Annotated in this window: 12 protein-coding genes; 10 read left to right on the top strand and 2 right to left on the bottom strand. The window is 59.5% G+C overall.

Annotated elements, in window-relative coordinates; all coding sequences use genetic code 11:
• Together BMX62_RS06870 and BMX62_RS06865 are read left to right on the top strand one after the other, a co-directional pair.
• A partial coding sequence (locus tag BMX62_RS06870) for an RNA-guided endonuclease TnpB family protein (RefSeq protein ID WP_143339684.1) occupies positions 1-446 on the top strand: 446 nt, incomplete at its 5' end.
• A gap of 3 nt (positions 447-449) precedes the next feature.
• Positions 450-1,061, top strand: a complete 612-nt coding sequence (locus tag BMX62_RS06865; protein WP_090206371.1) for a porin — start codon at positions 450-452, stop codon at positions 1,059-1,061.
• 248 nt (positions 1,062-1,309) lie between these two features.
• Here BMX62_RS06865 and nadB read toward each other — a convergent pair whose 3' ends face one another.
• On the bottom strand, positions 1,310-2,950 hold the full coding sequence (nadB, locus tag BMX62_RS06860) for an L-aspartate oxidase (protein ID WP_202906227.1): 1,641 nt from the start codon (positions 2,948-2,950) through the stop codon (positions 1,310-1,312).
• Between the two features lie 252 nt (positions 2,951-3,202).
• Between nadB and rpoE the strand changes: the two genes are divergently transcribed.
• The 6 genes from rpoE (at position 3,203) to BMX62_RS06830 (ending at position 7,661) form a co-directional block, all read left to right on the top strand.
• Positions 3,203-3,778 (top strand): RNA polymerase sigma factor RpoE, encoded by a 576-nt coding sequence (gene rpoE / locus BMX62_RS06855; RefSeq protein ID WP_090206368.1) that lies wholly within the window; start codon positions 3,203-3,205, stop codon positions 3,776-3,778.
• 26 nt (positions 3,779-3,804) lie between these two features.
• Positions 3,805-4,431 carry a sigma-E factor negative regulatory protein gene (locus tag BMX62_RS06850; RefSeq protein ID WP_090206365.1) on the top strand — a complete coding sequence of 209 codons (627 nt, stop codon included), beginning with the start codon at positions 3,805-3,807 and terminating at the stop codon, positions 4,429-4,431.
• 4 nt (positions 4,432-4,435) lie between these two features.
• Positions 4,436-5,437, top strand: a complete 1,002-nt coding sequence (locus BMX62_RS06845; protein WP_162273514.1) for a MucB/RseB C-terminal domain-containing protein — start codon at positions 4,436-4,438, stop codon at positions 5,435-5,437.
• Positions 5,434-5,910 (top strand): SoxR reducing system RseC family protein, encoded by a 477-nt coding sequence (locus BMX62_RS06840; RefSeq protein ID WP_090206359.1) that lies wholly within the window; start codon positions 5,434-5,436, stop codon positions 5,908-5,910. Before BMX62_RS06845 ends, BMX62_RS06840 begins: the two co-directional genes overlap by 4 nt.
• Before the next feature lie 66 nt (positions 5,911-5,976).
• On the top strand, positions 5,977-7,422 hold the full coding sequence (locus BMX62_RS06835; protein WP_202906226.1) for a DegQ family serine endoprotease: 1,446 nt from the start codon (positions 5,977-5,979) through the stop codon (positions 7,420-7,422).
• Positions 7,419-7,661, top strand: coding sequence for a glutaredoxin family protein (locus BMX62_RS06830; protein WP_090206356.1), 243 nt, complete (start codon positions 7,419-7,421; stop codon positions 7,659-7,661). The genes BMX62_RS06835 and BMX62_RS06830 overlap by 4 nt, the downstream gene beginning before the upstream one ends.
• Positions 7,662-7,667: 6 nt before the next feature.
• Here BMX62_RS06830 and BMX62_RS06825 read toward each other — a convergent pair whose 3' ends face one another.
• Entirely contained in the window at positions 7,668-8,174 is a 507-nt protein-coding gene (locus tag BMX62_RS06825) for a hypothetical protein (RefSeq protein WP_090206353.1), read from the bottom strand.
• A gap of 223 nt (positions 8,175-8,397) precedes the next feature.
• Between BMX62_RS06825 and lepA the strand changes: the two genes are divergently transcribed.
• Positions 8,398-10,221, top strand: coding sequence for a translation elongation factor 4 (lepA, locus tag BMX62_RS06820; RefSeq protein WP_090206350.1), 1,824 nt, complete (start codon positions 8,398-8,400; stop codon positions 10,219-10,221).
• Between the two features lie 41 nt (positions 10,222-10,262).
• Positions 10,263-11,060 (top strand): signal peptidase I, encoded by a 798-nt coding sequence (lepB, locus tag BMX62_RS06815; RefSeq protein WP_090206347.1) that lies wholly within the window; start codon positions 10,263-10,265, stop codon positions 11,058-11,060.
• Positions 11,061-11,114: the final 54 nt, after the last annotated feature.

The following is an 11,114-nucleotide window of genomic DNA, read 5'->3' as shown; positions in this document are numbered from 1 at the left end:
AGCGGGTCGCCAATGCCCGCCACGACTTCCAGCACAAGCTCTCTCGACAGATCGTTGACGACAACCAAGCGGTGATCGTCGAGACGCTGAAGGTCAAAAATATGATGAAAAACGCCAGACTCGCCAAGCACATCGGCGATGCGTCCTGGTATGCCTTGACCACCAAGCTGGACTACAAGGCCAAGGAGCAGGGCAAGCATCTGGTCAAGATCGACCCGTGGTTTGCCAGCTCCAAAACCTGCCATGTCTGCCAGCACAAGAGGGACGCCATGCCGTTGAACGTCCGGTCGTGGGAATGCCCGGCCTGCCACACACAGCATGACCGGGATATCAACTCGGCGCTGAACATCAAGCATCAAGGCATAGTAAAGCTGAAGGCGGAAGGGCTGTCCGTCTCTGCCCATGGAGGCTTGCGTAAGCCCGGCACATCGCCGGCTGCTGCCTGAGAAGTGGGAAGCCTCGCCCGTGGCGCGTCAGCGCTTAGGGCGGGGAGCAGTCACTACTCCAACGAAAACAGCGGCTCCAGCACGGTGGAAGACGCCAAGAACAAGGCCGTGAGTACCTCGCTGGGATACAGCAACGGGCCGCTCAATGTGGTCGTTGCCTATGAAAGCCAGGATATTTACAGCACCGATAACTATGATTACACGGCGGACGCCTGGCGCCTGGCGGCCTCCTACCGGATCACCCCTGACTTCCGTCTGGCCGGCTTCTACCAGCAGACGGAGAACACCCGTGGCGTGGAAGGGCAGGAAGCGGATGTCTTCGGCATTGCCGGTCAGTACCGCATCAGCCCCTCCGTGTACCTGAATGCCCACTGGTTCACCCTGGACTCCGATCTGGAGAAGCGGGATGCCAATCTCTATGCCATCGGTCTGGAATACCGGGTGGACAGCGCCCTGCGCTTCTACGGCAATCTGGCCTTCATGGATAATGACGACAATTCCGGCCTGACCCCCTGGGGCGCGGCCCGCAGTGCCAACCTTTCTGGCGTAGAAGGCGTGGATGCCCGCGGCGAGACGGCCACCGCCTTCTCTCTGGGCATGCGTTACGATTTCTGAGGGATAATACCTTTTCGGGCAGGGACGCCCGCCTCTGCTCCAGCAACCTTATGGAGAACCTCGTCGATGACTGATTATGACTCGTACTATAGCGAGCGTGCGTTCTGGGCGAAGGTCGGAAACGTACCGGCCGGTTGCGGGCTCCTGCACAGTAACCGGTCAAACCAGACCGTTATTCCTTACCTGATTTCCCGTGCGTACTGTCCTTCTCTCCTGCATTCATGTCCAGAGGGAGAGACCCATCATGTCTATACGGCGGTGATGGCCGGACAAGGACTCACAACTGTGGGGCGGCCTGTCAGGGCCGGGTCGGTGACAGGATGATCCAGGGTGTAATGCAGACCCCGGCTTTCGGCACGGCTCTGGGCGCTGCGGATGATGATTTCTGCCACCAGCGCCAGGTTTCGCAGTTCGATCAGGTCGTTGGTGACCCGAAAATGACTGTAGTACTCATGAATCTCACCCTGTAGCAGTTCAATACGCCGCTGAGCACGCTGCAGGCGCTTGCTGGTGCGCACAATGCCCACATAATCCCACATGAAACGACGCAGTTCCTCCCAGTTGTGAGCCACCACCACTTCTTCATCGGAGTCGGTGACCCGGCTTTCATCCCAGGCAGGAATCTGTGCCAGTGGTACCGGTTCCGGCTGTCGTCGCCCCATGTCCTGTGCCGCAGAGCGGGCAAATACCAGACATTCCAGCAGGGAGTTGCTGGCCATGCGATTGGCCCCGTGCAGACCCGTGTAAGCCACTTCGCCAACGGCATAAAGCCCGTCCAGATCGGTGCGGGCTGCCAGATCGGTCATCACGCCGCCACAGGTGTAATGGGCAGCCGGCACCACGGGCAGCGGGTCTTGAGTCATGTCAAAGCCATATTCCAGGCAGTGTTTGTAAATGTTGGGAAAGTGGGATCGAATAAAGTCTGCCGGCTTGTGGGAAATATCCAGATAGACACAGTCTGCCCCCAGGCGTTTCATTTCATGGTCGATGGCTCGGGCGACGATGTCCCGTGGTGCCAACTCCCCCCGGGGATCGAAACGTTCCATGAATGGCGTGCCGTCGGGAAGCAGCAGTCTGCCTCCCTCCCCTCGTACTGCCTCGGAGATGAGGAAGGACTTGGCCTGGGGATGGAACAGGCAAGTGGGATGAAACTGCATGAACTCCATGTTGGCCACCCGACAGCCAGCCCGCCAGGCCATGGCGATACCGTCGCCGGTGGCGCCGTCCGGGTTGCTGCTGTAAAGATAAACCTTGCTGGCGCCGCCGCTGGCCAGCACCACAGAGGGCGCAGCAAAGATCTCCACCCGGTGGGACTCCAGATCCAGCACATAGGCCCCCAGACAGCGGCGTGGTCCCACCAGTCCCAGTTTGATACTGGTGATCAGATCCACGGCGATGTGGTGCTCGAACAGGGCAATGTTGGGATGTCGCCTGACCTGTTCCACCAGGGTGTTTTCAATGGCCTTGCCTGTGGCGTCGGCGGCATGAACCACCCGGCGGTGACTGTGGCCGCCTTCACGGGTGAGGTGCAACTGGACCCGGCCATCGGTGGTGGGTTCGTAGGTGAAAGGAACCCCCAGGTCCAGTAGCCACTGAATGCTTTCCGGGCCATGGGCCACGGTGTGTCGCACGGCGGCCTCGTCGCATAACCCTGCCCCGGCATCCAGGGTATCCTGTACATGGGCTTCCAGTGAGTCATGCCGGTCCAGTACCGCAGATACCCCGCCCTGGGCATAGAAGGTGCTGCCTTCATTGACGGGGCCTTTGCTCAGTACCGCCACCCGCTGTTGCGCCGCCAGATGCAGGGCCAGGGTCAATCCGGCAGCACCGCTGCCGATGATGAGTACATCCATGGACTTGCGGCCTCCTGCCTGGGGCGAATCTTGCATGGGCAGTCTCTCCATAATGGCCTCGCCCCGGGCCGGGCTTGCTTGAGGCAGTGTCTGGATCTGGGTTATTTTGTCGGGGTTTTTTGCACGGTTGCACGCAGCGGGAGGGTCTTTAAATTGACCTGTGCCATGAATTCCCGGCAATGTGGGGAGCATGGTGCAATCCGGGCGTCATTTGCAAGAACTTAAAGGGGGTTTCCATGTCCATCGCAGTTAGGGTACAGGATGTGCCCTCACAGGGGGAGTGCCCGAATGGGCAATAAAGTAACCGACGAGGAACTGGTCAAGCGTGTTCAGGCTGGAGACAAGAAGGCTTTTGATGTGCTGGTGCAAAAATATCAGCACAAGATCGTCAATCTGGTTTCCCGCTATGTACACGACTCCGCCACTGCCCTTGATGTGGCTCAGGAAGCCTTCATCAAGGCTTATCGGGGGTTGGCCAATTTCAGGGGCGATAGTGCCTTTTACACCTGGTTGTACCGTATTGCCATCAATACAGCCAAGAACCACCTGGTTTCCCAGAGCCGTCGTACACCGGATGTGGAGGTGGATGCCCAGGATGCAGAACAGATGGGGGGAGAATCTGCGCTCAAGGAATATGCAACCCCGGAAGGGGAATTGTTGTCGGAGGAGATACGCCTGGCTGTGCAGGGTGCCATCGGGGCATTGCCAGACGATTTGAAAATGGCCATTACCCTGCGGGAACTGGAGGGGATGAGCTACGAAGAGATCGCCCAAACCATGGGATGTCCCATCGGCACGGTACGATCCAGGATTTTCCGGGCGCGGGAAGCGATTGATCGCGTCTTGCGGCCATTGCTTGATTAAATGTGCTTTCAAGAGCGAGACCCGCTATGACAACCACCACTAAAGAGGAACGACTCTCCGCATTGGTAGACGACGAGGCGGAAGCCTTCGAGACCCGCCGGTTGCTGGATGAGTTGACAAAGAACCCTGAAGATCTGGCCCAATGGGGCCGTTACCATCTGATCGGTGATGTGATGCGGGGCAACCTGCAGCATACCGCGCCCCCCGATTTTTCTGCCCGTATCATGGCTGCTGTGGCCGAGGAGCCGCCGCTGACCGCGCCTTCTCCTCCCTGGTATGGCCGCCTGCTCAAACCGGCAGCGGGTATGGGCATGGCCGCTGCGGTGGCCGTGGCGGTGTTGGTGGGATTGCAGAATTTCGCCGGCGGGCTTGCCGAACCAGAACCTGCCCTGGCGGCTGCCGATCCGGTCATCCGGGCCGCCCAGTGGGACACCGGTCAGCGTCATGTTTTGCAATCCATGTTCGAACCCAACCCCCTGTCAGCACCGGTGCAGCATTCCCCGCTGGAACTGAGTACTCCGCCTGTCCTGCCCATCGATATGGACGATGCGCGCTTTAGCAGTTATTTGCTCAATCATGCCGAATGGGCTGTGGGTCGGGGGGGTATCCCACCCCAGGTGCGTACCGTCGGACACGGCTTCGTGGGAGATTGATCCCATGGGATGGCGCCTGGGCCAGGCTTGTCTGGCGGCATTACTGGTGACGGTCACCCCGGTGGCGGCCTCGGAACAGGTCACTGCAGAAGCGCTTTTGCGGCAGATGGCCCAGGCAGTGGACGAGCTCAACTATGAGGGTACCTTCGTCTTTGCCCATGATCATCGCATGGAGACCCTGCATATCATCCATGCCCGGAGCGAGCAGGGTTCCAGGGAACGGCTGGTGGCCTTGACCGGTTATCCCAGGGAGATCATCAAGGATGCAGAGTCCATCATCTGTGTCCGCCCCGATCATCTGGACCCGGCGTTATGCCTGGACCCAGGCAAAAGTCTGTTGGGATTGCCCGGTGTGCTGCCTATCCGTCAGGGTCTGGACGGTCTGAAGGACAGTTACCGGCTACGGCTTGGGCCGGTTCGCCGGGTGGCCGGATTATCCTGCCGGGAGGTGGCCATCGTGCCGCGGGATCACTTCCGCTATGGTCATCAGTTTTGTATCCATGAGCCTACTGGTATGTTGCTCAAGGCCCGGTTGTTGAGCCGGGAGGGGCGGATTTTTGAGCAACTGATGTTCACCCGTATCGAGTTTCCCTCACAGGTGGATGAAGCTCGCTTTCAGCCGGAGATGCAGGAACAGGGGATGGTGGCCCGACCGATGGAGACAGCACCTGCTGAAACCCACATGATGCCCTTTGATCCCCAATGGCAGGTGGGACAGATGCCTCCCGGATTCCATGTCACCGGCATCAGCAAGCGGGTAATGGCCGCCAGTCCTCACCCGGTACAGCATATGATCCTCAGCGATGGGTTGGCGACGGTGTCAGTGTTTATCACCCGCACCGACACCCCCCATGAGCGACTCAGTGGCATGACCCGTTCCGGTGCCCTGCACGTGGTGGCCCTGCCCTGGGATGAATATCAGGTGACGGCCCTTGGGGAAGTCCCCGAGGCCACTGTTCGGCTGATTGCCGAGTCGGTGTTTCGTGATGGGGAGAATATGCAGTGATCGAAGAGACGGCCCGTGTGATTGCAGTGGATGAGCCTGGTTTTGCCTGGGTGGAAACGGAGCGCAAAACCGCCTGCGGAACCTGTTCGGTAAACAAGGGGTGTGGCACCAGTGTGATCGCCAAACTGTTTGGTCAGCGTCGTACCCAGGTGCGGGTCATTGATCCTGTGGGGGTCACTCTGGGTGATGAGGTGATCATCGGGCTGGAGGAATCGGCGCTGGTGCGGGGTTCTCTGGCAATCTATATCCTGCCTTTGGTGTGTCTGCTGATCGGGGCTGCCCTGGGCCAGTGGCTCTGGGCCGGATACGGTGAGTTACCGGTGGTGTTGGCAGGTCTGGCGGGGCTGGCGGCAGGGCTGGGCGCCGTTGGTGGGTTCACCCGTCGCATCCGTCGGGATCCTCGCTATCAGCCGGTGGTGGTGCGTCGTCTTGGTCCGCCGGTTATCCGGGTTCATGGTGTGCTTGCTCCCTGAGTGCATCCCACGTCACCGCCCATGTCACCGGAACCTTGGGGTTTTTGTTTTTGGAGCACTAAATCTATGAAGATAACATGCCAACGCCTGCAGGTTTCTGGGCTGATTCTGCTTTTGTCCCTGTGTTTGATGGTGGCCAGCCCTGTGTATGCCCGGGGATTACCCGAGTTTGTGCCTTTGGTGGAAGCCAACAGTGCGGCAGTGGTGAATATCAGTACCTCACGGGCGGCAGAGTTGCCCAGTGGGCATCCCCCGCTACAGCTGCCCGAAGGGATGCCGGAGGATGGTCCCTTTGGTGATCTGTTGCGCCGGTTTTTTGGTGAACGGGGGGGCGTACCGCCCCGTCGGGGCTTTGACAGTACCTCCCTGGGATCGGGTTTCATCATCTCTGCAGATGGCTATGTGGTGACCAATCACCATGTGATCCAGGGTGCAGACGAGATTGAGGTGCGGCTCAGTGACCGGCGCACTTTCAGTGCCGAACTGGTGGGTTCCGATCCACGTACCGATGTGGCCCTGCTGCGCATTCAGGCCAGTGATCTGCCCACCCTGACCCTGGGGGATTCCGAACGCCTGCGGGTGGGAGAATGGGTGCTGGCCATCGGTTCTCCTTTTGGCTTTGACCACTCGGTCACGGCGGGAATCGTCAGTGCCAAGGGGCGTAATCTGCCCAGCGAAAGCTATGTTCCCTTTATTCAGACCGACGTGGCGATCAATCCGGGCAATTCCGGGGGGCCACTGTTCAATATGAATGGTGAGGTGGTGGGGATCAATTCCCAGATTTACAGCCGTACCGGTGGTTTTATGGGGCTGTCCTTTGCCATTCCCATCGAAGTGGCTATGGATGTGGTGGAGCAGTTGCGGGACAAGGGGTATGTCAGCCGTGGTTGGTTGGGGGTGATCATCCAGGAGGTCACCCGGGAACTGGCAGATTCCTTTGCCATGGAACGTCCCACCGGGGCGCTGGTGTCGCGGGTGTTGCCCGATAGTCCGGCCCATGCTGCGGGGCTGCGTACCGGTGATGTGATCCTGAGCTTCAATGGTACTGAAGTGCCCCGCTCCTCGGCCCTGCCCCCAATAGTGGGCCGTGCCCCCATTGATCGCCCGGCCCAACTGGATATTCTGCGGGATGGCAAGCCCATGACCCTCACTGTGGTGATCGGCGAATTGCCCACCGAAACGGACGCAGGCCCTGCCCGTGCCCGTCCTCCGGCTGCGGAACCCGCACGTTTTAAACCGTTTGGCATGCATCTGGAATCGGTGCCTGATGAACTGCGCAGCCGTCTGGAACTGGCCGAGGGCGGTGTGCTGATCACCCAGGTGGACGCTGGACCCGCTCAGCGGGCAGGCATCCGCCGTGGTGATGTGCTGTTGATGATCAACAGTCATGCCATCCAGTCCCCGGAGCAGATGCGGGAGGTGGTCGAGGCATTGCCAGCGGGTCGGACGGCCCGGGTGCTGGTGCAACGACCCCAGGGGCCCATCTGGTTACCTCTGGAGATACCAAAATGAGGCCGGTAGTCACCCTGTATCATCGGCAGGGATGCCACTTGTGCGAGCGCATGGCACAGGCCCTGCGCCCGTTGCAAGAGGAACTGGCGTTTGATATCCAGGAAAAGGATATTGATGAAGACCCCGTTCTGTGCCAGCGTTTTCGGACCAAAATTCCCGTCCTTGCCGTGGACGGGGATATTCTGTGCTGCCATGTCCTTGATGAACGGGGGTTGAGGGCGGCCCTGGCCGAGGATTGAGGGTGTTCAATAGGGCCAGTAGACCAACTTGTAGGTGCCGATGGCACCCACCAGGGCCAGGGCGATGAACCCCATCACTGCAATCCGTTCGGTCCGGTGGCCTTGGGCTGCGCGAAACCCGGACTCCAGTCGGTAACGCAGGGCAAACGCGCCCACATAGCCCAGGATGCCCGCCGAGGGAACGAAGACAATTCCCATCAGGATCGACCAGGCCACAAACGGGAAGGGATACTGGGCCAGAGTGAACAAAACGCTGATGACCAGTGCCATCAGGGCTGGAAGGATGGCGCCAAGCCACGGGTTTTTCCAGGCCGGGTCTGGTTGTTTTGCCTGGGCTTGCGCTTCCAGTTGGGCGGCAAACAGGGCGGTGGCCTCGTCCAGATAGGCGGCCCGGGCCGCGTTTTCATCCTGGTCTGCCAGTAACAGGCAACGTTGCCAGAGGATGTGGTCCCGATCCTCCATCCATGCCTGCTCTGCCAGTTTCCGGGCCTGGGGGGGGTGATGTGCTGTCATAAATTCTCCGGGAAATGTCGTGTTTCAAGGGGTTACATGAAGGCGGTTGCAGTATTGCGACCGCTGAAAAAGGGGGGGGGTTTAAGTCCCTCGCCCTGGAAATGGGGGGATTGCTGTTACTGCCCCGGCCGAGTCTGTACAATGCGCAGTCCAAATCTTGATCAACCCAGTGGGTACATGGCCGGACCCTGTGCGCCAGGGCCCCCTATCCCGAGCAGGCCCCATGAGTCGTCAATCCAGCGATTGCAAGATCAGTAGAATCAGAAATTTTTCTATCATTGCCCATATCGACCACGGCAAATCCACCTTGGCCGACCGTTTTATCCAGGTCTGCGGCGGGTTGGAAGACCGGGAGATGTCCGAGCAGGTGCTCGACTCCATGGACCTGGAAAAAGAGCGGGGCATCACCATCAAGGCCCATAGCGTATCATTGATGTATACCGCCCGGGATGGTCAGGAGTACCAGCTCAATTTCATTGATACCCCAGGGCATGTGGACTTTTCCTACGAGGTATCCCGCTCCCTGTCTGCTTGCGAAGGTGCCCTGCTGGTGGTGGATGCCTCCCAGGGGGTAGAGGCTCAGAGCGTGGCCAACTGCTACACGGCCATCGACCAGGGGCTGGAAGTGGTGCCGGTGCTCAACAAGATTGACCTGCCGGCGGCGGAGCCAGAGCGGGTGGCCCATGAAATCGAGGAAATCATCGGCATCGAGGCCCGGGATGCCGTCCATGTCAGTGCCAAGACTGGCGTCGGGGTGCCCGATCTGCTGGAAGCGCTGGTGGCCCGTATTCCTCCTCCCCAGGGAGACCCGGATGCCCCTCTGCAAGCCCTGATCATCGACTCCTGGTTTGATAACTATCTGGGCGTGGTGGCTCTGGTACGGGTGATGCAAGGCACCCTGCGGCCCAAGCAGAAGATTATTGCCATGTCTACTGGCCGTGCCCATCTGGTGGATCAGGTGGGGGTATTCACCCCCAAGCCCACGCCCCAGGAGGCATTGGGGGTGGGGCAGGTGGGATTTGTCATTGCCACCATCAAGGACATCACCGGGGCCAAGGTGGGGGATACCCTGACCGGTGCCGACCGGCCCGCCGAGCACCCCTTGCCGGGCTTTAAGGAAGTCCAGCCCAGAGTATTTGCCGGCATCTTTCCGGTGAGTGCCGATGATTACAACAGCCTGCGGGAGGCCCTGGACAAGCTCAAGCTCAACGATGCCTCCTTGCAGTACGAGCCAGAAACGTCCCAGGCTCTGGGGTTTGGGTTTCGTTGCGGTTTTCTGGGCATGCTCCACATGGAGATCATCCAGGAGCGTCTGGAGCGGGAATACGACCTGGATTTGATCACCACTGCGCCCACCGTGATCTACCAGGTGGAGACCACTGCCGGCGAGGTGCTGTCCATCCACAACCCGGCAGAGTTGCCGCCGGTGAATACGGTGGCCGAGATCCGTGAACCCATTATCAACGCCAGTATCCTGGTGCCCCAGGACTATGTGGGGGCGGTGATTACCCTGTGTGTTGAAAAACGCGGGGTGCAGACCCGGATGCAGTATGTGGGCAACCAGATTTCCCTGGGTTATGACATGCCCATGTCCGAAGTGGTCCTGGACTTCTTCGATCGGCTCAAGTCGGTGAGCCGCGGCTATGCCTCCTTTGACTATGTTCTGACCCGTTTTCAGGCGGCGCCACTGGTGAAGGTGGATGTGCTCATCAATGGTGATCGGGTGGATGCCCTGTCGGTGATCACCCATCGGGATCAGGCTCAGTATCGGGGCCGGGATCTGACCGAGCGCATGGCACAACTGATTCCCCGGCAGATGTTTGAGGTGGCGATTCAGGCGGCCATTGGTTCCAAGATCATTGCCCGTTCCACAGTCAAGGCCCTGCGCAAGAATGTGACTGCCAAGTGCTACGGCGGGGATGCCAGCCGCAAGCGCAAACTGCTGGAAAAACAAAAGGCAGGCAAGAAGCGGATGAAACAGATCGGACGGGTGGAAGTGCCCCAGGAAGCCTTTCTGGCGGTGCTGCAGGTGGATCAGAAGAACTGATCGGATAAGCAGGGTATTCGGGTGCCGACAGGGGAGAGCCCATGACGTTTGATCTGGAACTGATTCTGGTCCTTGGGACCCTGATCACCGGCCTGATCTGGCTGGCGGATGTACTTTGGTGGCGCCGGTTACGCCGGGCGGGTGCAGAGGATACCGGCAAGGGGGGACGTCCCCCCGAACCCTGGTATGTGGACTATGCCCGCTCCTTTTTCCCTGTACTGCTGATTGTGCTGGTGCTGCGCGCCTTTGTGGCCGAACCTTTCCGCATCCCTTCCGGCTCCATGATGCCCACCTTGCTGGTGGGAGATTTCATTTTGGTGAGCAAGTACAGCTACGGTATCCACCTGCCGGTGGTACGCACCCGTGTGATCAATACCGGGTTGCCGGCCCGGGGGGATGTGGCCGTTTTTCGTTACCCGGAAAACCCCAGGGAAGATTACATCAAGCGCATTGTGGGCCTGCCTGGTGATCGTGTGGCGTTCTACGGCAAGCAGCTATACATCAATGATGTGCCGGTGGAGCAGATTTTCCTGAGCCGTTATGAGGGCAGTGGTTCCGGTGCGGTGATGACCGGCGCCCATCTGATGGAAGAGCGGATCAATGGCGTGTCCCATCAGGTGCTGCTGTGGCCTGACCGGCCTTCGGTGGAAGGGGAGATCATCGTCCCTGAGGGGCAGTATTTTACTCTGGGGGATAACCGGGATAACAGCAACGACAGCCGGTTCTGGGGATTTGTTCCCGAGGAGAATCTGGTGGGCAAGGCGTTGTTCATCTGGATGCATTGGGATCATGGCGCCCGGGAAATGGATGTCAGTCGTCTGGGGACGCGGATTCGCTGATTCATTGAGAGTTGATTTGATGGTTCGTGGATATGGTAACAAGGCAAAAAGGTA

The organism is Ectothiorhodospira magna (genome assembly GCF_900110965.1).
In the GTDB taxonomy this organism is placed as follows: domain Bacteria; phylum Pseudomonadota; class Gammaproteobacteria; order Ectothiorhodospirales; family Ectothiorhodospiraceae; genus Ectothiorhodospira; species Ectothiorhodospira magna.
This window is presented reverse-complemented; position numbering and strand designations above follow the sequence as displayed.

What these genes read in the sequence shown, in the direction of transcription:
- nadB (WP_202906227.1), bottom strand. Translation starts at nt 2,950, where the DNA reads ATGCAAGATTCGCCCCAGGCAGGAGGCCGCAAGTCCATGGATGTACTC.
- rpoE (WP_090206368.1), top strand. Translation starts at nt 3,203, where the DNA reads ATGGGCAATAAAGTAACCGACGAGGAACTGGTCAAGCGTGTTCAGGCT.
- BMX62_RS06850 (WP_090206365.1), top strand. Translation starts at nt 3,805, where the DNA reads ATGACAACCACCACTAAAGAGGAACGACTCTCCGCATTGGTAGACGAC.
- BMX62_RS06845 (WP_162273514.1), top strand. Translation starts at nt 4,436, where the DNA reads ATGGGATGGCGCCTGGGCCAGGCTTGTCTGGCGGCATTACTGGTGACG.
- BMX62_RS06835 (WP_202906226.1), top strand. Translation starts at nt 5,977, where the DNA reads ATGAAGATAACATGCCAACGCCTGCAGGTTTCTGGGCTGATTCTGCTT.
- BMX62_RS06830 (WP_090206356.1), top strand. Translation starts at nt 7,419, where the DNA reads ATGAGGCCGGTAGTCACCCTGTATCATCGGCAGGGATGCCACTTGTGC.
- BMX62_RS06825 (WP_090206353.1), bottom strand. Translation starts at nt 8,174, where the DNA reads ATGACAGCACATCACCCCCCCCAGGCCCGGAAACTGGCAGAGCAGGCA.
- lepA (WP_090206350.1), top strand. Translation starts at nt 8,398, where the DNA reads ATGAGTCGTCAATCCAGCGATTGCAAGATCAGTAGAATCAGAAATTTT.
- lepB (WP_090206347.1), top strand. Translation starts at nt 10,263, where the DNA reads ATGACGTTTGATCTGGAACTGATTCTGGTCCTTGGGACCCTGATCACC.